The organism is Isoptericola sp. 178 (assembly GCF_030586525.1).
In the GTDB taxonomy this organism is placed as follows: domain Bacteria; phylum Actinomycetota; class Actinomycetes; order Actinomycetales; family Cellulomonadaceae; genus Isoptericola; species Isoptericola sediminis.
In genome coordinates this window covers 300,874-325,050 of the sequence record NZ_JAUQYN010000002.1, presented here as the reverse complement: position 1 = coordinate 325,050, position 24,177 = coordinate 300,874, and the positions used below count along the sequence as shown (strand labels likewise).

At 72.7% G+C, this 24,177-nt stretch carries 18 protein-coding genes; 7 read left to right on the top strand and 11 right to left on the bottom strand.

Annotated elements, in window-relative coordinates:
* Positions 1-27: 27 nt before the first annotated feature.
* Positions 28-1,260 (top strand): mannose-6-phosphate isomerase, class I, encoded by a 1,233-nt coding sequence (gene manA / locus Q6349_RS06060; RefSeq protein WP_370375601.1) that lies wholly within the window; start codon positions 28-30, stop codon positions 1,258-1,260.
* Between the two features lie 9 nt (positions 1,261-1,269).
* Here the strand turns inward: manA (Q6349_RS06060) and glf are convergent, their stop codons facing one another.
* From glf to Q6349_RS06045, 3 genes are read right to left on the bottom strand one after another with little or no spacing between them, the layout of a single operon-like run.
* Positions 1,270-2,406: a UDP-galactopyranose mutase gene (gene glf, locus Q6349_RS06055; RefSeq protein ID WP_304603315.1), complete on the bottom strand. Its 1,137-nt coding sequence runs from the start codon at positions 2,404-2,406 to the stop codon at positions 1,270-1,272.
* Entirely contained in the window at positions 2,403-4,277 is a 1,875-nt protein-coding gene (locus tag Q6349_RS06050; protein ID WP_304603314.1) for a glycosyltransferase, read from the bottom strand. The genes glf and Q6349_RS06050 overlap by 4 nt, the downstream gene beginning before the upstream one ends.
* A 41-nt stretch (positions 4,278-4,318) precedes the next feature.
* A complete protein-coding gene (locus tag Q6349_RS06045) occupies positions 4,319-6,157 on the bottom strand; it encodes a glycosyltransferase (protein ID WP_304603313.1) in 1,839 nt (612 codons plus the stop codon).
* A gap of 153 nt (positions 6,158-6,310) precedes the next feature.
* Between Q6349_RS06045 and Q6349_RS06040 the strand changes: the two genes are divergently transcribed.
* From Q6349_RS06040 to Q6349_RS06030, 3 genes are read left to right on the top strand one after another with little or no spacing between them, the layout of a single operon-like run.
* A complete protein-coding gene (locus Q6349_RS06040; protein WP_304603312.1) occupies positions 6,311-7,837 on the top strand; it encodes a LicD family protein in 1,527 nt (508 codons plus the stop codon).
* Between the two features lie 32 nt (positions 7,838-7,869).
* Complete coding sequence (locus Q6349_RS06035; protein ID WP_304603311.1) at positions 7,870-8,208, top strand: hypothetical protein; 339 nt, start codon at positions 7,870-7,872, stop codon at positions 8,206-8,208.
* Between the two features lie 27 nt (positions 8,209-8,235).
* Positions 8,236-11,055 (top strand): glycosyltransferase family 2 protein, encoded by a 2,820-nt coding sequence (locus Q6349_RS06030; protein WP_304603310.1) that lies wholly within the window; start codon positions 8,236-8,238, stop codon positions 11,053-11,055.
* 48 nt (positions 11,056-11,103) lie between these two features.
* Here Q6349_RS06030 and Q6349_RS06025 read toward each other — a convergent pair whose 3' ends face one another.
* The 3 genes from Q6349_RS06025 to Q6349_RS06015 all read right to left on the bottom strand — a co-directional run bounded on the left by Q6349_RS06025 (position 11,104) and on the right by Q6349_RS06015 (position 13,908).
* Complete coding sequence (locus tag Q6349_RS06025; protein WP_304603309.1) at positions 11,104-12,324, bottom strand: hypothetical protein; 1,221 nt, start codon at positions 12,322-12,324, stop codon at positions 11,104-11,106.
* Positions 12,325-12,391: 67 nt separating this feature from the next.
* Positions 12,392-13,084: a 2-C-methyl-D-erythritol 4-phosphate cytidylyltransferase gene (locus Q6349_RS06020; RefSeq protein ID WP_304603308.1), complete on the bottom strand. Its 693-nt coding sequence runs from the start codon at positions 13,082-13,084 to the stop codon at positions 12,392-12,394.
* A 29-nt stretch (positions 13,085-13,113) separates the two neighbouring features.
* Positions 13,114-13,908, bottom strand: a complete 795-nt coding sequence (locus tag Q6349_RS06015; protein WP_304603307.1) for an NAD-dependent epimerase/dehydratase family protein — start codon at positions 13,906-13,908, stop codon at positions 13,114-13,116.
* Positions 13,909-14,201: 293 nt separating this feature from the next.
* Between Q6349_RS06015 and Q6349_RS06010 the strand changes: the two genes are divergently transcribed.
* Entirely contained in the window at positions 14,202-15,473 is a 1,272-nt protein-coding gene (locus Q6349_RS06010) for a SpoIID/LytB domain-containing protein (protein WP_304603306.1), read from the top strand.
* A gap of 12 nt (positions 15,474-15,485) precedes the next feature.
* Here Q6349_RS06010 and Q6349_RS06005 read toward each other — a convergent pair whose 3' ends face one another.
* Together Q6349_RS06005 and Q6349_RS06000 are read right to left on the bottom strand one after the other, a co-directional pair.
* Positions 15,486-15,671 carry a Trm112 family protein gene (locus tag Q6349_RS06005; protein ID WP_304603786.1) on the bottom strand — a complete coding sequence of 62 codons (186 nt, stop codon included), beginning with the start codon at positions 15,669-15,671 and terminating at the stop codon, positions 15,486-15,488.
* 17 nt (positions 15,672-15,688) lie between these two features.
* Positions 15,689-17,116, bottom strand: coding sequence for a phosphomannomutase/phosphoglucomutase (locus Q6349_RS06000; RefSeq protein WP_304603305.1), 1,428 nt, complete (start codon positions 17,114-17,116; stop codon positions 15,689-15,691).
* A gap of 64 nt (positions 17,117-17,180) precedes the next feature.
* Here Q6349_RS06000 and manA (Q6349_RS05995) point away from each other — a divergent pair, with 64 nt between their 5' ends.
* Positions 17,181-18,389 carry a mannose-6-phosphate isomerase, class I gene (manA, locus tag Q6349_RS05995; protein ID WP_304603304.1) on the top strand — a complete coding sequence of 403 codons (1,209 nt, stop codon included), beginning with the start codon at positions 17,181-17,183 and terminating at the stop codon, positions 18,387-18,389.
* A 5-nt stretch (positions 18,390-18,394) separates the two neighbouring features.
* Here manA (Q6349_RS05995) and Q6349_RS05990 read toward each other — a convergent pair whose 3' ends face one another.
* Positions 18,395-18,787, bottom strand: coding sequence for a DUF3499 domain-containing protein (locus Q6349_RS05990; RefSeq protein ID WP_171247672.1), 393 nt, complete (start codon positions 18,785-18,787; stop codon positions 18,395-18,397).
* A 67-nt stretch (positions 18,788-18,854) separates the two neighbouring features.
* On the opposite strand from Q6349_RS05990, the gene Q6349_RS05985 reads away from it, so the two are divergent.
* The gene (locus Q6349_RS05985; protein ID WP_304603303.1) at positions 18,855-19,286 is read left to right on the top strand and encodes a metallopeptidase family protein; all 432 of its coding nucleotides are present in this window, start codon (positions 18,855-18,857) and stop codon (positions 19,284-19,286) included.
* Between the two features lie 13 nt (positions 19,287-19,299).
* On the opposite strand, the gene Q6349_RS05980 is transcribed toward Q6349_RS05985, so the two are convergent.
* Both Q6349_RS05980 and Q6349_RS05975 read right to left on the bottom strand, forming a co-directional pair.
* Complete coding sequence (locus tag Q6349_RS05980) at positions 19,300-20,910, bottom strand: DUF5719 family protein (RefSeq protein ID WP_304603302.1); 1,611 nt, start codon at positions 20,908-20,910, stop codon at positions 19,300-19,302.
* Positions 20,907-24,158 (bottom strand): glycosyltransferase, encoded by a 3,252-nt coding sequence (locus tag Q6349_RS05975; RefSeq protein WP_304603301.1) that lies wholly within the window; start codon positions 24,156-24,158, stop codon positions 20,907-20,909. Before Q6349_RS05975 ends, Q6349_RS05980 begins: the two co-directional genes overlap by 4 nt.
* Positions 24,159-24,177: the final 19 nt, after the last annotated feature.

The following is a 24,177-nucleotide window of genomic DNA, read 5'->3' as shown; positions in this document are numbered from 1 at the left end:
TACCTCGCCGCCGGAAAGGACGATGACATGCTGATGAACACGGCGCGAACGGCAGATGTCGATGCGCATTCCATTCATCTTCTGGACAATTCCGTGCGGCCGTACGACTGGGGGTCCTTCGAGCACATCCAGGACCTGCTCGGCCTGCCCGTCGACGGCCGACCCGCCGCCGAGCTGTGGCTCGGCGCCCATCCGGCCGCGCCCTCGCGGCTCGCCGACGGCACGAGCCTCGGTGACCTCGTCGCGCGGGCACCCGACGAGATCCTCGGCCGACGCACCAGCGACCGCTTCGGCCCGCGCCTCCCCTACCTGCTCAAGGTGCTCGCCGCGCGCCGCGCCCTGTCCCTGCAGGTGCACCCGCGGCCGCACGACGCCCGCGCCGGGTACCGCCGCGAGCGTGCCCTGCCCGCCGACGCCCCGGACCGCTCCTTCCACGACGAGCAGCACAAGCCGGAGATGATCGTGGCGCTCAGCCGGTTCGAGGGTCTGGCGGGGTTCCGCAGCCCGCGCACGGTGCTCGGGCTGCTGGAGGGCCTCGAGGGACGCCTGGTCGAGCAGGTGCGCACCGCCGTGCGCGGGACCCGGTCGGGACCCGGGATGCGTGCCGCGCTCGCGGCCCTCGTCGGCGCCCGCGACGAACCCGCGTGCGCGGACGACGTCGCCGCCACGGTCGCGTCCGTCGCCGAACGGCTGGCCACGGGTTCGCCCGACCCCCGGGCCGACGCCACCGTCCTGCAGCTGGCCCAGGAGCACCCCGGGGATCCCGGTGCGGTGGCGTCGCTGCTGCTGAACCGGGTCTCCCTGGAACCCGGGGAGGCGATCTTCATCCCGGCCGGAGAGGTGCACGCCTACCTGTCCGGCCTGGGGATCGAGGTCATGGCGGCGTCCGACAACGTGCTGCGCGCCGGGCTGACGGGGAAGCACGTCGATGCCGACGCGCTGCTGGGGTGTGCCGCATTCGCACCGCGGCCCCCGGTACGGCCGGACACCGTCGTGGCGGGGACGTCCTCGCTGGTGACCAGCTACCGGACGCCCGTCAGCGAGTTCGCGCTGCTCACCGCAGACCTGCACCCGGCCGAGCCGGTGGTGCTGCCGGCGGACGGGCCGCGCGTCGTGCTCGTGCTGGACGGTGACGTCCGGCTACTGACGCAGGCCGGGACCACCCCGCTGCGCCGGGGTCAGTCCTGCCTCGTCCCCGACGCCGCCGGGGCGGTCACCGCCGACGGCGACGGACGGCTGGCGTGCGCCTGGGTGCCGTGACGGCGCCCGCTAGGAGAGCTTGTTGTCCACCATCGACAGCGCCGACCCGATGGCCATGTGCATGTCGAGGTACTGGTAGGTGCCGAGGCGGCCGCCGAAGTGCACGTCCTGCTCGCCGTCCATCAGCTCGCGGTAGCGCCGGAGCCGCTCACGGTCCTCGGGCGTGTTCACCGGGTAGTACGGCTCGTCCTGGCGCTCGGCGAACCGGGAGTACTCCCGCATGATGACGGTGCGGTCGCTCGGGTAGTCCCGCTCCGGGTGGAAGTGCCGGAACTCGTGGATGCGGGTGTACGGGACCTCGGCATCGGCGTAGTTCATCACCGAGGTGCCCTGGAAGTCGCCGACGTCCAGCACCTCGGTGTCGAAGTCCAGCGTGCGCCACGACAGCTCGCCCTCGGCGTAGTCGAAGTACCGGTCGACGGGCCCGGTGTACACCACGGGCACCTGCCCCACGACGGCCCGCTGGTGGACCGGCTGGGACGTGTCGAAGAAGTCCGTGCCCAGGCGCACCTCGATGTTCGGGTGGTCCGCCATGCGTTCCAGCCAGGCGGTGTACCCGTCCACGGGCAGACCCTGGTGCGGGTCGTTGAAGTACCGGTTGTCGTACGTGTAGCGCACGGGCAGGCGCGAGATGACCGACGCCGGCAGGTCCCGCGGGTCCGTCTGCCACTGCTTGGCGGTGTACTCGCGGATGAACGCCTCGTACAGGGGGCGGCCGATGAGGCGGACCCCCTGCTCGTCCAGGTTCTCCGGGTTCTTGTCCCCCAGCTCCGCCGCCTGCTCACGGATGAGGGCGCGGGCGGCTTCCGGCCCGTACGCGGACCGGAAGAACTGGTTGATGGTCCCCAGGTTGATCGGCATCGGGAACACCTCGCCCCGGTGCGTGGTGTACACGCGGTGGGTGTACGAGGTGAAGTCCGTGAACCGGTTGGCGTACTCCCAGACCCGCTCGTTCGCGGTGTGGAACAGGTGCGCGCCGTACCGGTGCACCTCGATGCCCGTGGTCGGCTCGTCCTCGGAGTAGGCGTTGCCGCCGAGGTGCTCGCGGCGATCGATCATCAGCACCCGGCGGCCGGCGGACGCCATCCGCTCGGCCACCGTGAGGCCGAAGAACCCGGTCCCGACGACGACGAGGTCGGCGTTCATCCGTTCAGCTCCTGCAGGTCGTTGGAGAGATAACCGCCACGCCGGCGGGTGTAGGCCCGGTAGCCGGCCGCCCGGATCCGCTCGGGCACCAGTCGGTAGCCGGCCCGGACGAGCACGTTCCGCACCAGCTGCGGCGTGGACACGAAACCCTCGTCGTGCAGCGTCCGCTGCAGTGCCAGCTCGGACGCCAGCAGACGGCGGCCACCCCGCCGGGCGTAGGCGCCGGCACCCACGCGGTACAGCACCAACGGGTCCGTGATGTTCTCGGCGTGGGCACCCGCGGCCAGCATCCGGGCGAACAGCAGGTAGTCCTCCATGAGGTCGAGGTGCTGGTAACCGCCGACCGCGGCGACCGCGGACCTCCGGTACACGACCGAGGGGTGGTTGAAGGGGTCGCGGAACCGGGCCGCCACCGCGATGCCGGCCCCGGTGGGCGGCACCCGGACCAGACCGCGGTCGTGCTCGTCCTCGTCGAACTCCCAGATGGCCGAGCCGACGATGTCGAAGCCCGAGGCCACCAGCGGCACCTGCTCCGCAAAGCGAGCCGGCAGCGAGATGTCGTCGGCGTCGGCCCGCGCCACGATCTCGTGCCTGCACACCGCCAGACCCTCTTCGAGGGCGCTGGCCAGCCCGAGATTGCGCGGCAGCGGCACGACGCTGACCGGGACGTCCGTGAGGCCGGGCAGCCGGTCGAGCACCTTCGCCAGCTCCTCGCCGACCGGGCCGTCGCGCACGACGACGACCTCGTCGGGACGCAAGGTCTGGTCGGTCGTGACCGACCGGAACGCGCGCTCCAGGTGCGCGGCGTCGTCACCGCGGTACACCGGCAGCAGCACGGAGAACCTGCGGTCCTCCAGCGGCTCCCCCGCGACGAACGGCCCGGCGGCCTGGGCGATGCGGCCGACGGGTACAGGAGCGGGCGCCGAGGCCCCGGCCTCCAGCCGCGCCACGGTCAGTGCGGCAGCGCCCACGCCCGACAACACCTCGGTGTCCGGCCGGGGGCCGCGGATCAGTCCGTGCCGGAGCCCGCGCAGACCCGCCCGGGCCAGCGTGGCGCGGTCCTGGGAACGCCGGACCGTGCGCACCCAGCGCCGCAGCGTCGATCCCCCGTACAGGACGCGCTCCCCGATGCTCAGCGCGTCGGAGCGCGTGAACATCCAGACCTTGTTCCGGACCTCGTAGTAGAACCGCGGCCCGGGGTCCGCGTCGGTGGCGCCGAGCTTCTTCGTCCGGTGCTCGACCACGCTCCCCGGGACGTACAGACCGACGCGGTCGCGGAGCAGGCGGGTCGCGTACTCGAAGTCGTCGTTCCAGATGAAGTAGTCCGTCACCGGCAGGCCGACGCGGCGCACGTCCGCCGCGTCGATCATCATCGAGACGAAGGACATCGAACGGACCGGCATCGCGCCGGCCGCCCTCGCCCGCTCGACGTCGGCCGACGAGGCCCCCGGACGCGACCGGGGCGTGTTCATCGGGTGGTCGGACCCGTCGGTCCAGACCACCTTGCTGCAGAGCGCGGCGACGTCCCCGTCGTACGCCTCGCGCGCGGCGAGCAGCTCGGACAGCGCGCTGGGGGTGGGGATCGTGTCGTCGTCCATGACCCAGACCAGGTCGGCGGCGTGGTCGGTCACCGCCGTCGCGATGCCGACCGCGAACCCGCCGGCGCCGCCCGTGTTGCGGGCGAGCGCCACGACCTCCGGTGCGGCGGGGTGCTCGCGCGCCACGCGCGGGGCGTCGTCCGTCGAAGCGTTGTCGACGACGACGACCCGGTCGACGGGACGGGTCTGTGCGGCCAGGGCGTCGAGCGCGCAGCGGAGCAGCTCTGCTCGGTTGTACGACACGACGACGGCGACGACGGTGGGTGCGGACATCTCGCACATCCTAGAGGCACGGACGGGGAGGCTCGGGCGGGTCAGCGACCGAAGGTCCGGCGCCACGCCTCCACGGAGGCCAGCTCGGGCGCCGCGGCCCGCCACCGGTCGGCCGTCGAGCGCCACCGCAAGGCGAGGCGCAGGTGAGCGACGCTCGTCGCGACCAGCAACCGCCAGAAGGTGCGCACGTCGCGGCGCAACCACGTCCCGGACCCGCCGTCGCCCGACAGCACGAGCACCGAGTCGTGCCGCGGCACCTCCCACCAGGCCGCCTCCGACCGCTGCAGCACGGCCGACGGCCGACGGCGGTCCGCCGCCGACACCGGACGCAGCGTCCGCGAGATGCTACGCAACGCGAACCATGCCTGCCGCACCCTCCCTTCCGGCTTGGGCGCCACCGGCTGCCCGCCGACGGCCCGGTCGGGCGCGTCGAACACCTCGTCACCGGGTCCGTGGCGCACCGTCTCGACGTACTCCGCGCCGATCGCGCGGGCGTCGGCGACGGTCCGCTCGAGCTCCTGGTGGAGCTGCTGCGGGCCGTCGAGCACCTCGTGCAGGGCGCGCACGTGCAGGTCGACCGGGTAGTAGCGCATCCCCAGCAGCAGCTTGAGGTCGGTGGCCAGCAGGTCGAGCAGCATCGTGCCGCCGCGGGGCCGTCGCGCGTGGAGCAGCGCCGTGACGACGCGGTTGCGGGTGTGCAGGCGGGCCTGCCACTCGACCGTGTCGTCCTTGTCGACCCAGGCGACGTGCCACAGCGCCGCGCCGGGCAGCGAGACGGTCGGGAACCCCGCCTCACCCGCCCGCAGGCAGTACTCGGCGTCGTCCCACTTGATGAAGAAGGGCAGCGACAGCCCAACCTCCCGCAGCACGGTCGTCGGCACCAGGCACATCCACCAGCCGTTGAAGTCGCCGTCCGCGCGGGCGTGCAACCAGGGCGTGTCGCGCAGGGGCGCCGTGGCGAGGTCGTGCCGTTCCTGCTCCCGCACGACCGAGCCCCACATGAAGTGCCGCTGGTCGACGTGCTCGCTGAAGGCGTGCAGCACCGTCGGGGCGTAGTAGTCGAGCATGTGCCCGCCGACGATCACGGGGTCCACGGCGCACCGGTGGAACCGCACGGCGCGGAGCAGCGCCTCCGGGTCGACGGTGACGTCGTCGTCCATGAGCATCACGGCGTCCGCGCCGGACTCGAGCGTCTCGAGCATGCCGCGCGAGAAGCCGCCGGACCCGCCGAAGTTGCCCTGGTCGATGACCGTCAGCTGGTCGCCGAGCGCCCGGGCGACCTCCGCGTGGCGCGGGTGGTCGACGACCTTGTCGGAGCCCTGGTCGATCACGTAGACGGTGTCCACGACCTCGCGCAGCGCCGGCGAGCCGGCGATCGCCGACAACGTGGCGTGGCAGAAGTCCGGCTTGTTGACGGTGGTGATCGCCAGGCTGACGCGGCCCTCGCGCCGCGGAGCCACGTCGACGAGCCACCGCCCGGAACGCACGCGGACCTCGTCGGTCGCCTCGACCTCGAACCAGAGCCATCCGCCGTCCGCGGCGTCACGGACGTCCACGTCGATCGCCAGCTCGGCCGCCACGGGTTCGGTCGCGACGACGGCGGACGACCCGTCCGGTGCGCTCCGGGAGACCCGGACCGTCCCCGCACCCTCGAGCGAGAGCTCCAGCCGCGCGACCGTCGTCCCCGTCCAGCGCACCCAGTACGAGGCGGGGAACGCCCCGAAGTAGGTCGCGAAGCCCTGGGAGGTGCCCGCAGGGACGACGACGGTTCCGTCGGGGGCGACGAGGGCACGGTCCTCGTCGTCCCCGGTGCGTCCCTCCAGATACATCGAGCGGCGATCCGGCATGTCGAGCACGGACAGCACGTGGGCGACGTGCATGGGCACCTTTCGTCAGGCGGTTCGCTGGGCGCGCCCACAGTAGCGGGCGCACGCAGGTCGTGGAATCAACCCTGTCGAACACCGTCGACAACGTCCCGTAGACTCGCGACCTGCCACTGTCGCCGATGAAGGGCCCCTCCTGCGATGAGCTCCGTGACCGCTTCCCGCCTGGGCATGCGTGTTCGCGTTCCCGCCGACCAGCCCGCCGAGACGGTCGACGTGCTCTTCGACGGACAGCGGGTGTGGTCCACGAAGCTTCCGGGTCACACGCGCCATCCGCTCGGCCGACGACTCGCCTGGCCGGATGCCCTGCGCCCCTACCTCCGTGGTCGGACGACGCTGACGGTGCGCCGCTCGGCCGACGACACGATCCTCGGTTCCGGGGAGGTCTCCTTCGGCCGCAGCTCGGACACGCCTCGGGTCACGGTGCAGGACGCGCAGGGTCGTCGGCTCGCGATGAACAAGTGGAACCGGCTGGGCCCCGTGCTCGAGGGTTCCGACGGCGTCCGGGACCGTCTCCTGGTCAACGCCCGCAAGCTGGCCGACGACATGGAGGCCTGGGGCTACCCCATCTACATGGTCGGCGGAAGCCTGCTCGGCGCGATGCGCAACGGGGGCATGCTCCCCCACGACGACGACATCGACTTCGCTTTTCTGTCCGAGGCACGGACCGACTGGGACGCGGGCCGCATCAGCTACGACCTCCAACGGAGGCTCGCGGACGCCGGGTACACCGCGATCGTCCTGAGCCTGGCGCAACTGCAGGTCACGTTCTTCACCGAGAACGGCGAGACCGACCACTACGTCGACATCTTCACTGGTTACCACACCGAGGACGGCCTCTACAACCAGCCCTTCGCGCTCCGAGGCGACCTCCCGCGCGAGACGCTCGTTCCCGTCTCGACCATGCGGATCGACGGCGTCGACCTCCCCGCCCCGGCGAAGCCCGAGGCCTGGCTCGAGTTCGCCTACGGGCCGTCATGGCGTATCCCGGACCCCTCGTTCGTGTTCGTCTCGCCCCGATCGACCCGGAGACGTTTCGACAACCACTTCGGTGTCTTCAACCGACAAAGGGTCTACTGGGAGAAGCACTACGAGAAGTACGCCACCCGCCCACAGGAAGCGGTCGAGGGCGAGCTGCAGGTCGACCAGTTCTTGGCGCTGATCCCGGACGACGCGTTCGTGATCGACCTCGGGTGCGGCGACGGGCGGCTCACCGAACGCATCGCGGCGGGTGGTCACGAGGTGCTCGGTCTGGACTACAGCTACGAGGCGCTGCGCCTGGCCAACCAGACACGCCCGGACAACGTCGAGTACCGATTCTGCAACTTCAACGACCGGCACATGCTGCTCGAGCTGACGCTCGACCTCATCGAGCACGGGCGACAGCCGTACTTCTTCGCGCACCATCTGCTGCACGAGATGCCCGAGCTGGGCAGGTCGGACCTCTTCCAGACGCTGTTCGTCGGAGGGCTCGACGAGCAGACCTTCTGCTTCGCCACAATCTGTAACGACCTTCCCCTGCGCGACCCGCAGAACCCGGAGACCTGGGGTTTGCGGGGCAGCGTGCTCCGTGCGCAGCTGCGGCGCTTCAACCTCACCATGCACACGCTCAGCAGCGGTCACCAGCGCACGTCAGTCGGGCGACGCGAGTCCCTGACCACGCTGATCATGCGGTGACCGCGGACCCACCGAAGGCAGGAATCAGAACCATGTCGCTGAAGAGCTACGTCGCCAAGACCGCACGCCGCATCGCCCCACGCACCGTGCGGAACCTCGAGGCCCTGAGTGACCTCAACGCGGACCACGCCGAGGGGCCGCTCCGTTTCGTCGCCTACGAGCGCGAGCTCCAGGCGCTCCGCCGGGAGGTGGACGGGCTCCGCCGCGACAACCGACGCGTGGCCGAGCTCTACGACGTCGTCTTCGAGCGTGCCCGCCGCGACGCCGTCGATCGCGGTGTTGCCCCGACGGTGGACCCCTCCGTGACAGACCACGCCATCGCGGCGTTCGAGGAGGGCCGCTCGCGGCGTTCCGACGCGAAGAAGGCCTGACGGTACCCGGACACCTATGATCCACCTGTGAGCGAAGTGCCCCGGGTCGACCCGTCGTTCGATGTCCGCGAGCTCCCGCGCCTGTGGGAGAGCTCCTACTGGGACGCGCTGGAGTCCCGTCTCGGTGCGGCCGGCGCCCCGGAGGAAGGGATCGCCCGTGACCACCACCTCCGGGTCGTCGCGCCGGTCGCTGAGTACATGTGCTCCGGTCAGCACCCGGGGCGCAGGGAGCACGTCGTCGCCCGGGCTCACGAGGTGGTGACGGCTCACGTCTCACCTGATCAGGACGCCAGCCTGCCCGGACCGCTGAGGCTGTGGGCCTGGCTGCTGCGCGAGCACCGCACTCCCCTGCTGCAGGAGCTCGCGCGGCTGGACGCGGGCAGGACAGCGTCCACGACCGTCGACGCTGCCTGGTGGGACGGGGCGGCGCTCCGCCTCCGCGCCACCACTCGATGGTCCGGACCGGACGGCGCTCCGCTCGCGTTGCACTCGACGGCCGGTCGGCTGTACCGCGTCCTGCCGTCGTCCTTCGAGGACGTTCCCGGGGAGATGCTCGACGTCACCGATGCTGTCGACGCCGCCACCACGAAGCTCGCGGTGCGCCACCTCGGCAAGCGCCTTGAGTGGCCGGTCGTGTCTCGGAGCGTCGTCGTCCACGAACCCATGGTCCCGCCGGTCGCCGGGGCAGCCCCCGCCGACCCCACGGACATCGGCGTCGCCATCTCGACGACGGCCGACCTGGCCCCTCTTCGCCTCGCGGACGGTCGGCCGCTGCCTCGGGGCCGGTGGGGCCTCGTCGCCGAGAGCATGGGGTTCGGTTTCACGACGCGTGGTCCGGTGCTCGCGGCTCTGCCCGCGCGGCCGGCACTCGTCGGCGGCCGCACCATGGTCGCCCGATCCTCGCCGCCCGAGGGACAGCTGCAGCTGGTGGTGGAGCAGGCCGACCGGTCGCTGCTCGACGATATCGAGCCCGACTGGTCGCGATCGAGCATCGTCTCGGCCCGCGACGGGGTACGGCAGGACCACACGATCCGTGTCCCGCTCTCCGGACTCCACGTCGACGCGGCGACCCGTCTGACGGGGACCGTCAGCATCGAGCCGGTGCGTGGATCACGCCGGTCGGTCCGCAGCGCTGTCCTGCGCCGGTACGGCCGGGTCGTGACCCGACCCGGAACCGTCACGCTCGAGGGAACACACAGCGGGACGGAGCTGCAACTCCAGGTCCCGACCCCGGTCCGAGGACGCTGGACCGTCCGGCCGCGGCTCTCGAACGGACCGACGGCACAAGGGTGGGAGATCCCGCCACCGGTGGGACCGGCGTCGGCCCCCGAGACGGCTCCTGACAACGCGGCCACGCCGGCGGACGTCACCGTGATCATCCCTGCCTACAACGTCGAGGACTACATCGAGGAGTGCATCCGCTCGGTCTTCGCGCAGACGCTCCCGTCCGAGCGCGTCGAGATCCTGGTGGTCGACGACGGCTCCACCGACGACACGCTCCTGCGCCTTGAGAAGCTGGCACCGGAACACCCCCGGATGCGTGTCGTCTCGCAGCCGAACTCAGGATCTGCGTCCCGACCGCGCAACGTGGCGCTGGACCGGGCCACCGGACGGTACATTTTCTGTCTCGACGCGGACGACATGCTGACTCCCTGGGCGCTGGAGCGTCTCGTCGACACGGCCGACTCAACGGGCAGCGACGTCGTGCTGGGCAAGATCCAGGGCATCAACGGGCACGGACAGCCGTCCAAGACGTTCCAGCGCACCGTCCTGGACGCCGACCTCGCCCGGGACCACCTGTTCCACGCGATGACGCCCCACAAGCTCTTCCGCCGCGAGCACCTCGAGACTATCCAGCTGCGGTTCCACGAGGACATGTCGGTGGGTGAGGACGTGATCTTCGTCGCCGAGGCGGAACTGACCGCTCGGAAGATCTCCATCCTGGCCGACGACGCCTATTACCAGTGGCGACAGCGCACCGACACCACCGAGCACATGTCGAAGTCAGGGGCGGGCTTCGAGGGGATCTACGTCAAGGCATCGCGACTGGCCGCACTGATCGAGAAGCACGTCGAACCGGGCCCGCGCCGTGAAGCCCTCATGCGGCGGGTGTACCGGTACGTCTACCACGGGATGCTCCGGAACCTCGCCCTCGAGACCGACGACGAGCGCAGGGCGGAGAACGCCGCACGTGTCCGCGAGACCTTCGGCCCGCTGTGGAGCGACGGCTCGCGCGCGCATCTCCCGACGCACCTGAGCCTGCCGCTCGAGCTGCTGTTCGCCGGCCACGTCGACGACGCGATCGCCGTGGCGCGCCAGGTCCGCGGCGACGTCCGCCGACTCCGCTACGTCATCGAGGAGGACCGGGTCGTGGTCGGCCTCGGGGACGGGCTGGCGGAACGAATCCCGCTCGAGTGGCGTCTCGCCCCGCGCGCCACCTCGACGGCCGTCCTGAACGGCATCGAGACCTCGCACGGGGCGGTGGTCGTCCGGGCGGACGTCGCAGGTTGGAAGATCCGGACGACGCCGGACCGGGTCGTCGCCACGCTGGAGCGCGCAGCCAGGGCACTGGGGGAAGCGATCGTGCTGCCGGTGGAGGTGCTCGGTAGCAGCACCCCTGGCACGTTGAGCATCGCGGTCACCGTGAACTCCGAGGCACTGACGGACCATCGGGGCACATGGCACCTGGTGGTGCGTCCCGTCTGGGGAGCACTCGAGGGCGAGCCGGTGCGGGTCGGCCGGGAGATCGCGGATTCCGTGCCCGAGGATTCCGTCACCGTGCTCGACGCGTCCACGCAGGTCCGACGCAACGCCAAGGGGGCGCTCGTCGTCCGCCGGACCGCCTGAGCTCGGGTCCGCGCCGCCGGACGGGCGGCGCGGACCCGCGCCGACGGTCTAGCGGTGGCGGATCGCCCGGTCCGCCCTGGCACGCACGCGACGAGCCAGCTCGCGCGCCAGCAGCGAGGCGGGCATCCCGTCGATCGTGCCCCTGACGAGATCGTCGCGGGACGCCTCCGCGGCCGCCAACGCCTTCTTCGCCTTCTCGAGCTGTCGCTGCGACTTGATGCTCGCGTCGATCGCGCCGAGCATCCCCTCCCGTGCCGCGTCCAGCGGGACGCTGTCCACCGTGAAGGTCGGTGCGTCGGTACCCGCGGCAGGGGCGCGCAGCGCATCGGTGTCGCCGACGATCCGGACGCCGGTCGCCTCGATCTCGTCGACGTAGCGATTGCCCCGTTCGGTCGCGACCTTCGCGGCCCACGTGGGCAGCTCGAAGCTCGTGTCGTGGTCACCGGGAGTGCGCTCGCGCATCATGCGTTCGGCGGCACCGTTGCGGATCCACCGTTCGTAGGAGGTCCAGCCCAGCTTGCGTCGACGGAACTCGGCGTTCACCGCGCGCAGCAGCTCCGCCTCCTCGACGGACATGCCGCGGTTGCTGGAGAACGAGTCGAGCTCGGCGGACTGCAGGAAGGCCTGGGGCAGGCCCAGGAGCTCCTCGAAAGCGTCCGTCAACAAGTTGGGGGTCTTCTTGTCGATGACCACCGCCGTGACGTTCTCCGGGCCGAAGACCTCGGCCCACCGGGAGACGACCAGGCCTTGGTCGTTCCGGGTGTGGAAGGTCTTCGTCACCTTGCGGTTCGGCGGATCGGCCAGGACGGCCTCGAGCCAGGACTCGAAGTCGACCACGTCGCCCATCTTCATGTACTGCTGCCAGGAGGAGGCAAGGATGGAACCGTAGTGCCGCAGCGTCACCACGACGTGCGTGCGCTCCCCCAGCACCTCCCGGAACCGGCGGACGGTCTCCTCGGAACCCTCGGAGGCGAACTCGTGGCCGAGCCAGATCTTGTTGGTCGTGTCGGCCTCGACCTCGGCCATGAGCCGCGTCCAGTTCTCGAGCGTCGGCTTGGCACCCCAGCCCCAGCCCCGCCCCATGAAGGACGAGACCTCACGCCGATGGTTGAAGGTCGTCCCGGGGTAGCGGACACCGTGCTCGAGCAGCTGCGGGCGCAGCGCCGCGGCGGCGTTCTGGAGCCCGGTGGTCCCTGTCTTCGGCAGACCGATGTGGAGCAGCCTCGCCCGCTCGGGCAGCTGCAACGGGGGGACGTGCTTGTCGTTCACGGAAGCCTCGGGTCTCTTCGCGGATGGAGCAGTCATGATCGTCCTTCTCGACGTGACGGGTACCGGCCTACTCCCAGTCGGCCTGAGCCATGATCTGGTCGGCGATGGTCAGATCGGTCCGCGTCGTGATCTTGATGTTGTAGTCCTCGCCGCGGACGATCTTGACCGACTGACCGGTGAACTCGGCGACCAGGTCCGCGTCGTCGCTGACACGCGCGTAGTTGCTCTCGATCGCCGTCGTGTAGGCCTTGTCGAGCAGCTCCCGCCGGAAGACCTGCGGCGTCTGACCGAGCCAGGAGTGCGACCGGTCGAGGGAACCCGTGATGAACTCATCGTCGTCGACGAGCTTGAGCTGGACGGTCGTCGGCGTGCCCAGCATGGCCGCACCATGCTGCACGCCGGCATCCAGCGCACGCTCGATGAGCTCGGCGTTCACGAACGGCCGGACGCCGTCGTGGACCACGATCATCGAACCGCTGGTCGCGTCGAGACCGAGCTTGGCGGAGATGAACCGTTCCTCGCCGCCGTCGACCAACGTGACGGGAAGGCCCGCGGAGTCGATCAGGATCTCACGGTAGACCTCGCGGTTCTCGGGGCTCACGGTGACGATGATCTCGTCGATCGCGGGGTGGACGAACTCCCGGACGGTCTTCTCCAGGATCGTGATGCCGTTGATCTTCACGAGCAGCTTGTTGCCGCCGAAACGCACCCCCCGACCGGCGCAGTTCACGATCGCGGAGACGTTGTGGGACTTGTACATGGTGGGACGTTCCTCAGCTTTCCTCTTCTTCAGGCGTCGTTGCCCGCGCGAGCCTCGACGACGAAGCTGCGGACCGCGTCGAGAGACTCCTGCCTGCTCATCAGATATCCGTCGGGCCCCCCGTAGAGGGACGCGTGCTCCGTGCGCATGTCACGCGTGTACATGCGCGAGAGCGGGTTCTCGGGCGTGTCGAACTCCTGTCCGGAGATGTCACGGCCGAAGACCTCCTGAGCGATGTCCGCACTGGTGATCGCGGGTGTCGCGATGTTGAGCGAGTCGATCCCGGCATCGAGAGCCCGCTGCGTGTCGGACCACAGCCGCCGGAGGTCGTAGTACTGGAAGAGACCTTCCGGGCGGATGAACTCGACGCGGTAGTCGTTCATCAGGTCGTAGACGATGCCCTTCTTGATCCCCCGGCCGTAGAGCTGGGGGAGCCGGACGGGCAGGAGGTCGAACGCATCGCTCAACCGCCGCTCCATGTGCAGGCGGTTCGCGCCGTACGGGGTGAGCCCCTCCTCGGACAGCGGGGTCGACTCGTCGGGGGTCGTGCCACCCGGGTAGATGCACACGGTGGAGGCCAGCACGAGCCGACCGATCTTCACCGTCTCGAGGAGGTCGACGTAGTCGTCGATCTCAGCCCGGTCGCGCGCTCCGTCGGCGTTGATCCGGTGCGAGTCGGCTCGAGCGGCGGCCGAGACCACCAGGTCGAACTCCTGCCCCCTGATCTCGTCGATGTTCGAGGTGTTGTACAACGCGTCAAACGAGCGAGCAGCTGCGATGTTGGATCCGACGAAGCCGGACCAGCCGATCAGCGCAGTCCTCACGCGGTCCTCCGTACGAGGTCGGTGATAGGTCTGGACCATCGTATGCGATGGCCACGACGCCTCCGACCACGCCGGGCCAGCGTCACGCGAGCCGTCGCAGCCGCGCACCGCCCGACGCCGGCCCCTGCCGTCCGGGGTGACATTCCCGCTCCCGGAGGCCCACGAGATGCTCACGCCCGACCGGTGGGGCACAGTGGAAAGTGGGGGTGAGGAGCATGGTCAAGGACGTGCAACCACGGGCGCTCTCCGTCGCGGATCAGCGGACTCGCTGGAGAGCCCGCACCCTGGCAGCCGTGACGGCAGCCCTGCTGGCTCTCGGCGGAGGCGTCGTGGCCGCCGCCCCTGCTCAGGCGTCGCACTATCCCGACCGGTTCACGATCGAAGGGTCGGGGTACGGGCACGGTGTCGGCATGCCGCAGTACGGCGCCTACGAGATGGCTCGGGAGGGCGCGACGGGTGTCGCGATCCTCAAGCACTACTACGCCGGCGCGCGTGCCCCGTACACCACCACCCCAGCACGGATCAGCGTCCAGGTCTTCGGGCCGGATCCGAACGGCAACCCCCGCTACGGGGACGACGCGTCGTCCACCAAGGTCACCGTCACCGGCGGGGCGTGGCGGCTGCGCGGCCCCGGCGGCGTGACCCTGGCCAAGGGTGCCGGCCCCGAGACGTTCACGGCGTCGACGGTCGACAACAAGATCCGGGTGGCGGTCGACGGCAAGCGCTACACCGGAGGGCCGCTTCGGATCCACTGGTCGGGCACGACCTACTGGAGGCAGGACGGCGCTCCGGCGATCGCAGACGTCGCCGGTGCACACGGGACCTATCGTCACGGCCGACTCACCCTGACGGCGAAACGGGGCGTTCCGAACATCGTGAACGACCTCCTGCTGAACACGGAGTACCTGTACGGAGTGGCCGAGATGCCCTCCTCCTGGGGTCTGTCCGGAGGCAAGCGTGCCCTGCGCGCCCAGGCCATGACGGCTCGTTCCTACGCGATGGCCCATGACACCCGCCGGAAGATCTGCCGGTGCCACGTCGTCGACGACGTCCGCGACCAGAACTTCACCGGGTGGAAGAAGGAGAACGAGGGCAACAACGGCTACTACGGGAAGGTCTGGGTCCGTGCCGTCGACAAGACGACCCGGGGAGTCCGAGAGGCCCGTGTGCTGCGGTACCAGGGCGCCCCGGTGGTGGCGCACTACTTCTCGTCGAGCGGTGGCCGGACGGCGAACTCCGAGGAGGTCTGGTCAGCCGTCATCCCGTACGAACGCAGCCGGAAGGACCCCTACAGCCTCCGCGCCCCCGGCAACTCGTACTCCTCGTGGACGCGCACGCTGACCCAGCAGGCGGCACGCGACCTCTTCGGGCTGTACAACGTCGCGACGATCGAGGTCACGCGCACATGGGCCAGCGGTCAGGTGCGCACGCTGAGGGCGACCCAGCCGAACGGCAAGACCGCGACGCTCACCGGCAAGTCCGACCAGATGCGCGCCTGGTTGGGACGAGCCACGACGCACGGCAGCCTGCCGGCGGCGTGGATCAGGTCGATCGACCCGTCCTGAGATCGGGCGGGCTCAACCCTGGGTCAGGGGCCGCGCCTCGCTCTCCAGCAGGACCGGGATGCCGGCGCGGACGGGGTAGGCCAGCGGGCGGTCCGGGTCGGTCGAGCGCAGCTCCGGGGCGCCGTCCGGACCGACGGCGTCGACGAGCTCGGCCCCGGTCACGGGACAGCGCAGCACGCTGCGCACCCACGGGTCCATCCACGGGGTCTGGTCGTTCACAGGGCCTCCTCGTGCACGAGGGACAGGACGTCGTCCCGAAGCTTGGTCATGATGTCGTGGTCGGCGGCCTCGACGTTGAGGCGCAGCAGGGGTTCGGTGTTGGACGCGCGCAGGTTGAACCACCACTTGGGGTGCTGGTCGTCCCAGTGGGTGACGGTCAGGCCGTCGAGGGTGTCCACGACGGCCTCGGGGTAGGCGCGCTCGTAGGCGTCGCGCACCCGCTCGGTGGTCGCACCCGGATCGGTGACCCGCGAGTTGATCTCCCCCGACGCGCTGTAGGGGGTGTACATGTCGGCCAGCGCGCTGGCGGGGTGGGGCTGCGAGCCGAGCGCGGCCAGCACGTGCAGCGCGGCCAGCATGCCGGTGTCGGCGAACCAGAAGTCGCGGAAGTAGTAGTGGGCGGAGTGCTCGCCGCCGAAGATCGCCGAGTGCTCGGCCATCGTCTCCTTGATGAAGGAGTGCCCCACCCGGGTGCGCACCACGGTGGCGCTCTCGCCGAGCAGGTCGGTCACCGCCCGGGAGGTGATGAGGTTGGCGATGACCGTCGCGGGCCGTCCGGCGGCCTGCTCGCGGGCGATCTCGCGCATCCCGACCAGGGCGGTGATCGCGCTCGGGGAGACGGCCGCGCCGGTCTCGTCGACGACGAAGCAGCGGTCGGCGTCCCCGTCGAAGGCCAGGCCCAGGTCGGCGCCGTGAGCCACCACGGCGCGCTGCAGGTCGGCCAGGTTCGCCGGCTCCAGGGGGTTGGCCTCGTGGTGCGGGAACGTGCCGTCCAGCTCGAAGTACAGCGGCACCACCTCCAGCGGCAGGCCGGGGAGCCCGGCGGCGTCGCCCAGGACGGCGGGCACCGTCAGCCCGGCCATGCCGTTGCCGGCGTCGACCACGACCTTCAGCGGCCGGATCCCGGACAGGTCGACCAGCGAGCGCAGGAAGGCGGCGTAGTCGCCCAGGACGTCCTGCTCGACGACCTCGCCCGGCGTGCCGGCGGCCTCCGGCTCGGCGCCGTCGAGGATCTGCTGGGCCCGGTCGCGGATCTGCGCGAGGCCGGTGTCCTGCCCCACGGGCCGCGCCCCGGCCCGGCACATCTTGATTCCGTTGTACGCGGCCGGGTTGTGCGAGGCGGTGAACATCACCCCCGGCGCCTGCAGACTGCCCGAGGCGAAGTACAGCCCGTCGGTCGAGCACAGACCCACGTCGACCACGTCCACGCCGCGAGACGTCACGCCCGCGGCGAACTCCCGGGCCAGCGCGGGGCCGGTGTCCCGCATGTCCCGGCCGACCACCACCCGCGCCGCCCCGTCGGGCACCGCCACGACCTCGGCGAAGGCCACCCCCAGGGCCCACGCCACCCGCGGCGACAGCTCGGCAGGCACCAGCCCCCGCACGTCGTAGGCCTTCACGATCTTCGTCAGGTCCGTCGTCACCCGCCCAGCCTACGGCGCGGAGGACGGGCGTCCGGCACGACGACGAGTGTGGTTGGGTGGGTCCGTGACCGTGCTGCACCCGCTCGCGAACCCCGTGCAGCGCTACGACTGGGGATCCCCGACGCGCATCCCCACGTTGCTCGACCTCCCGGTCGACGGCCTCCCCGTCGCCGAGCTCTGGCTGGGCGCCCACCGCAGCGCACCCAGCACGTCGGCAGGGGTCCCGCTGCACGAGATCGTGCGCGCCGACCCCGCGGCCGTCCTGGGCGACCGGGTCGCCGACCGCTTCGGCCCGCGCCTGCCCTACCTGCTCAAGGTGCTCGCCGCCGACAGGTCGCTCTCCCTGCAGGTCCACCCGCGGCCGCACCTGGCCCGGGCCGGGTTCCACCGGGAGAACCGTCTCGGGATCCCGGTCGACGCCCCCGAACGCTCCTTCCACGACGACCAGCACAAGCCGGAGATGGTCGTGGCGCTCACGGAGTTCGACGGCCTCGCAGGGTTCCGTACCCCACGCAGCACCCTGGCGCTCCTGGAGGGTCTCCCGGGCCCGCTCGTGGCGGAGGTCCGGTCGGCGCTCCGTGCCGACCGGTCGGCGACCGGTGTGCGGGCGGCCTTCTCGGCCCTGCTCTCGAGCCGCGGCGCGGCGTCCTGCCGTCAGGCCGTGGACGAGACCGTCGCGGCGGTCCGCGCCCGCCTGGAGGCCGGGTCACCGTCGGAGCGTGCCGACGCGACCGTGGTGGCGCTCTCCGCGGAGCACCCGGGCGATCCCGGGGTGATCGCCTCCCTGCTGCTCAACCGGGTGACGCTCGACCCCGGTGAGGCGCTCTACCTGCCTCCGGGCGAGGTGCACGCCTACCTGTCCGGCGTGGCGGTGGAGGTGATGGCGTCCAGCGACAACGTGCTCCGCGCCGGGCTGACCAGCAAGCACGTGGACGTCGAGGCGTTGCTGGAGTGCGCGTCGTTCGCGCCGCGCCGCCCCGCGACCCCGGAGATCACCACGTCGGGCGGCCGGGGACAGGTGGTGACCTATCGCGCACCGGTGCCGGAGTTCGCCCTGACGACGGCGGACGTCGACCCCTCCGAGGCGGTCGACCTCCCGGCCTCGGGCCCGCGGATCGTGCTCTGCCTGGACGGTTCGGTGGAGCTCACCGCCGGCGGTTCCGGAGCGGAGCCGCTCCGGCTGTCCCACGGGGCGTCGGTCTTCGTCCCCCACGACGCCGGGACCCTCTCGGTGGCCGGGGCGGGGCACGTCGTCTGCGCCTGGGTGCCCTGACCGGCTCAGACGCCCGCGGCCGGCCCGCCGTCGGACTCCGCCCGGAGCACCCGGAGGTGGCCACGGCGCGCCGTCTCGGTCACGGTCGCCGGCTCCGCGGACACCGGCGTCCGGGTGGCCCGGCCGCCCCGTCCGGCCTCCCGCACGGCCTCGGCCAGCGCCGAGAGGTCGTCCTTGGAGGGGGCCGGCGTGTGGAACTCGGGCTGCAGCCGTACGACCTCCCACCCGCGCGGCGCGGTGAGGCGCTCCGCGTGCTGGGCGCACAGGTCGTAGCTGTGCGGTTCGGCACGCTGCGCGAGCGGCCCCAGCACCGCGGTCGAGTCCGCGTACACGTAGGTGAGGGTCGCCACCGCCGCCTGCGTGCATGCTGTCCGCGAGCACTGCCTCACCGATCTCACCCACGGAGAATACGTGCCGCGCACGGACCTGCGCTCCAGGCGCGCCGTCGGTCGATAGTCTCGGAGCGTGAACCTCACCGCACCGGGGTCAGGACCGCGTCGCCGGGACCGGCGAGGGCGGGGACCACGGGGTCCTCTGATACCCGCCGACCTGCCCGCCCACCGCTCCCGCGCCGAGCGGTTCGACGACGCCGTCCTCGCGTCGCTCGAGTCCATCGAGCGCCGGTGGCCGGCCGTGGCCGGTGCGGAGCTCGGCGTCGAGGACGTGCCGCCCTCCGACCCCGCTCCCTGGGAGTCGTCCGGCGTGCCGCTCGGGCGGGTCTTCCCCGCGACGTCGGGCCGGCCGGCACGGATCGTGATCTACCGCCGGCCGGTGGAGACCCGCTCGACGGACCCCGAGGACCTCGCCGAGCTGGTGCACGACGTCGTCGTGGAGCAGGTGGCGCACCTGCTGGCGCGGACGCCGGAGGAGATCGACCCGCGGTTCGGCGAGCGCTGACCCGCACCGGTCGTCACGGCACGTCGACGCGGCGGACCTCCTCCAGGCCGTCCGTCTCGGCGGACGGCGTCGGGTCGAGGGTGGCCACCAGCGAGCCGTCCGTGCCGGTCCCGTCGGACGCCGTGAGGCGCACGGACCAGACCACCCGCGCGGCGGGGGCCGCGCCGTCGTCGGACGACGCGGGGTCGACGACGACCGCGACCTCGGCGGCCACGTCGTCCGCGGCGACCTCGACGGTCCCCCCGACCGGGACCTCGACCTGTTCCTCGCCGGTCAGGCTCCCGTCGGCCGCCACACCCCGCAGGCGCACGGGCACGACTCCCGAGGGATCCACGTCCGGGGAACGGTCCGCCGGGACGGCGGACAGCACCACCGTCGCACCCTGTGCCACGGCCGGGAGGCCGACCTGCCCCGCGTCGACGGGTCCCGCCGGCAACGACCGCCCCGCGTTCCACGCCACGTCGTAAGGGGTGCCGTCCACGACCGAGTCCTCCGGCTGCTCCCCGGGCAGCGCGAAGCGGGCCGCCCCGACCACCGGGACGTCGGCGTCGACGACGACCGTGTACGTCCCGGGCTCGAGGCCTCCCAACGGCACCGACGTCACCGCGCCCACGGCCAGGTCGACGACCTCGGCGCCGCGCAGCGTCACCCGGCCCTCCGGCCCGTACACGCTGACCCGGGCGACACCGGGCCGGCCGTCGGGGGCCAGGAGCCACAGCGCAGCCGCCTGCGGCGCGTCAGGAGCCTCGCCCCGGCCGACCACCCCGCTGGCCACCATCACCCGGGCCGGCGGGTCGCCCGGCTCCAGCAGGTCGACACCGGTCGGCACGAGCCCGTCGATGCCCTGGGTCTGCCACGAGGCCGTCACCCGGGCGCCGGTGGCACGGACGTGGACCGCGAGGCGGCGCTGCTCGGGGGCGAGCGAGTCGAGCCGGAGCACCTCCTGCTCCCCCGGCGCCACCGTGAACGCACCCTGACCGCCGATCGACACCGGGCCGTTCGGCCCGTACACCTCCAGGCTCACGGCGGCCGGCTCCACACTCGGGTTCTGCACCGTGAGCAGTGCGGTCCGGCCGACCTCGCTGCCGCCGCCGACCAGCCAGTGGTCCGTCGCCGGAGCGCGGCACGACGCGGCCGCAAGCCCCCGCAGGTCGCCCGCGGCGGTGCTCCCCGCGAGGGCTGCCGCGACGCGCAGCGGGGCACCGGCCCGCGGCTCGGCCCGGAGCACCCGGACGCCCCGGACCTGCTCGGACAGCACGTCCACCGCCGGACCCGCCGTGATCCCCCGTGCCCGCGTGCCGTCGAGACGCGCGAGGAGCGGCGTCCCGGCCGCACCCTCGACGGCGGCCGCCACGGCCGAGCGGCTCTCGACCGGGGCGGCCCCGAACTGGTCGTCCCCCACGTCGGAGCCGGCGGGCAGGCGCACCGGGCGCGGACACACGGCCACGGACGTCGGCGGCCGCACCTCGACCTGCCGCGTGGCCGCGGCGACCGCGACCTCGTCCGCGGCCGTCCACCGCTGCGTCCACTGCTCGCCGACCGCCGCGGTCGCGACGAGCGCTGCGGCGACGAGCGTGCCGGAGACGACCAGGCCCGCGCGGCGCAGGGTCGGGGCGGCCCTCATCGGTTCCTCCGCCGGGACAGCGGCAGGGCCAGCAGCACGTAGACCACCAGCACCAGGCCGCACAGCGCGAACCAGGGCGGCCGTGACGGCGCGGCGTACCCGACGTGGACCTCACCGGCGTCCGCCCCGAGCACGAAGGCCTGCCGACCGTCGACCTCGGTCGCCGGCAGCCGCCGCCCGTCGACGTCCGCGCGCCATCCGGCACCGGCGGACTCCGCGAGGACCAGGACGCGGTCCGGGTCGCCGGTCCCCACGACGTCGTCCACGGTGCGGCCGTCGCTGTCGAGGGTGCGCACGGGGGCAGAGGCCCGTCCGTCCTCCGGGGCCGTGCGCAGCACGGTGGCCCAGGCGGGGCGCGGCCCCGCGGGGTCGACGCGCCACAGGAGCACGGAGCTCTCCGTCACCCGGCTCAGACCGGGCACGAGGTCGAGGGTCGTGACGAGCTCGGGGTCGCCGTCGGGAGGCACCTGGACGGCGCCCACACCGAGAGCGGACAACCGGTCCGCCAGCTCGGGGCTCCGGCCCGCGGCCACCTGGGCGGTGAGCGTGTCGAGCGCGGCGACGTCCGGCCGCTCCCGACCCGGCACGAGACCGGCCTCACGGGCCCGCACGACGACCGAGGAGTCGAGCATGCTCGAGCCGTCGCGACGGAGCAGCGTGGACTCCACCACCCCGTCGACCCGGTCGACCTGCAGGACGCGTGCCGACCGGGGGGCGGCCTGGAGCTCCTGCCCGACCGCCGGGACCACCCCGGCGGCGGCCCGCAGCTCGCCGACGGCGGCGCCCCGGGCGTCGTCGTACCACCAGGCGCCGAGCCCGAGGACCGGGACGAGCAGGGCGACGACCGCCAGCGTGCCCGTGAGCAGTCGCACCGGACGACGGGTCCCGGGCTCCGGGACGGCGGTCAGCGCGGCGACCCCGAGCCCGAGCAGCACCACGGAGAGTCCGGGCGCCGCCCAGCCGTGCACCGCGCCGCCCGCGTCGTCGGCGGCCACGACCGTCCCGCTCGCGACGAGGGCCAGCAGGAGTCCGAGGACGGCGACACCGACGGCGAGCTGCGCCGCGCGGCGGTGGCGACCCCGGAGGAGTCCGGCGGCCGCGAGCGCCAGGAGCCCGGTCCCGAGCACCCACGGCCCGGCCTCCTGGAGGGGCTGCCACGGCAGGTCGAGCCCGGCCGCCCACGGCTGCGGCGGGGTCGGGTGGCCCAGCAGCAGGGTGAGACCGTCGACGGCCCCGGCAGGCGTCGGCGTCCCGACGGAGGCCAGCAGCGGACGCCATCCGCCGGTGGTCCAGGTGGCGACGGCGTGCCACCAGAAGGGCAGCGCGAGGACGACCGTGGGGAGCAGCACGACCAGGACGCGACGCCAGTGCGTCCGGGCGACGACCAGTCCCACCACGCCGGTGAGCAGGGCGACCGCGGCGAGCGCCGGGGCACCGGCGACGACGACGCCCAGCAGCAGGCCGGCCGCCGCGGCCGCACCGAGCGACCCCCGGGGCGCCGCCGGGGGGCCGACGTCGTCGCGGGCCTGGCGGCCGAGCGCACGCAGCACCGCCAGGAGCAGCCACGGCAGGGCCAGGTGGGCGAGCACCGCGCCGAGACGACCCGTGGTGAGGGACTCGAGGAAACCGGGCCATGCCGTCCACACGAGCGCCGCCGCGACCCGCGCCCACACAGACCGGCTGACCGCTCCGGACCCGAACCAGGCGCCGAGCGCGGCCAACGGCAGCGCCGCCAGGACGAGCGCGTTGACCGCCGTCTGTGCGGCACCGCCGACCAGGGCGGTGAGGATCACCAGCACCGCCAGCCACGGGTCCGCCGGGGCCCCGGTGCCGAGACCGTCCTGCACCCATCCGGAGGTCGCCGCGTCGGCCACCTCGCCCAGGGCGGCGGGGGCGGGGAGCAGCGCACCCCCGACGACGCGCCCGCCGTCGGCGAGCACGCCCTGCCAGGACCCGAACGCGGCCAGGGCCAGCAGTGCCGTGCTCACCAGCACGACCGACAGGCCCGTCCGGCGGCGTCGGGCCAGGGCCGTCAGCTCGGCACGTTCGAGGTCGGTGACCGCCCGCCGGGTCCGGTGCGCCTCGGCCCGGGTGAGACGGGCGTCCCGACGGCGGGCGACGACGTCGCGCCAGCCCGCCTGCAGCGGGCGCAGGACCCGCCGCGGCATCCGGCGCGTGCGGGCGGCACGCCGCCTGCCCCTGATCAGCGGGACCAGCCGCAGCACCGTCGCCACCGGGGCGACGAGCTCGTCGCGCGCCTGCGCCGGACGGGTGAGGGCCAGCCGGTAGGCCGCGGCGACGGGCGCCCACACGATCATGGCGACCATGGCCAGCGGGAGCACCGGCAGGGGGACACCGACGAGCCGGGTGTACAGCTGGCTGCGCCGCCGCGCGTAGGCGGAGGCGGACCGGCGTCCGCGGTGCCGGTGACCGCGGGACCCCCGCAGGCCGCGCAGCGACGCCTGTGCGTGATGGACGACGGCGTCCGGGACCACGACGACACGGTGCCCGGCGAGTCGCGCGCGGCGGCACAGATCGAGGCTGTCGCCGAACCGGCCGAGCTCCGGGTCGGTGCCACCGAGGTCGGTCCACACCGTCCGCCGCACGAGCGCCCCGGCCAGGCCGACGGCGAGGACGTCCTCGCGGGCGTCGTGCTGGCCCTGGTCGATCTCCGAGTCGTCGATCCCGGTCATCCGACGGCCGAGCGGCGAGACGGTGTAGCCGACCTCGACCAGGACACCGGGCCGGTCGGGGTCCGGGGGCAGCGGCTGGCCGTCGTCGTCCAGGGGCCACCGCCGTTGCTTGCAGCCCGCGACCGCGACCGCCGACGAGTGCTCGACGGCGCGCAGCAGGGCCGCCAGGGCGTCGGGGGCCGGCGCCGAGTCGTCGTGGAGGATCCACAACCAGGTCGTGCTCTCCAGACCCAGCGCGGTCAGGGCCCGGTCGACGGCCTCGCCGAGGGTGCGCGAGCCGGACGCCCCGACGTACTGCCGGTCCCCGAGGCGCAGGTCGGGATGCTGTCCGGTGGAGGGGGCGGCGTCGACGTCGACGACGACGACGTCCTGGGGTTCCCGGACCTGCGCGGCCACCGCGTCGAGGGTGGCCGGGAGGAAGGGGGTGCGTCCACGGGTGACGACGACGGCCGCCACCGTCACGGACTGCCGGGCCGGCACGCCCGTCACCGACCCGGGGGCCACGTCGTCGCGCGCGGCCCCGTCAGGTGTCCGGGTCAGGTGCGGTGCAGTCATCCTGAGCGCCATGATGCGG

Excerpts from the sequence above, each read along its gene's own strand:
- manA (WP_370375601.1), top strand. The coding sequence starts at position 28 with ATGCTGATGAACACGGCGCGAACGGCAGATGTCGATGCGCATTCCATT.
- glf (WP_304603315.1), bottom strand. The coding sequence starts at position 2,406 with ATGAACGCCGACCTCGTCGTCGTCGGGACCGGGTTCTTCGGCCTCACG.
- Q6349_RS06050 (WP_304603314.1), bottom strand. The coding sequence starts at position 4,277 with ATGTCCGCACCCACCGTCGTCGCCGTCGTCGTGTCGTACAACCGAGCA.
- Q6349_RS06045 (WP_304603313.1), bottom strand. The coding sequence starts at position 6,157 with ATGCACGTCGCCCACGTGCTGTCCGTGCTCGACATGCCGGATCGCCGC.
- Q6349_RS06035 (WP_304603311.1), top strand. The coding sequence starts at position 7,870 with ATGTCGCTGAAGAGCTACGTCGCCAAGACCGCACGCCGCATCGCCCCA.
- Q6349_RS06020 (WP_304603308.1), bottom strand. The coding sequence starts at position 13,084 with ATGTACAAGTCCCACAACGTCTCCGCGATCGTGAACTGCGCCGGTCGG.
- Q6349_RS06005 (WP_304603786.1), bottom strand. The coding sequence starts at position 15,671 with ATGGACCCGTGGGTGCGCAGCGTGCTGCGCTGTCCCGTGACCGGGGCC.
- Q6349_RS05980 (WP_304603302.1), bottom strand. The coding sequence starts at position 20,910 with ATGAGGGCCGCCCCGACCCTGCGCCGCGCGGGCCTGGTCGTCTCCGGC.
- Q6349_RS05975 (WP_304603301.1), bottom strand. The coding sequence starts at position 24,158 with ATGACTGCACCGCACCTGACCCGGACACCTGACGGGGCCGCGCGCGAC.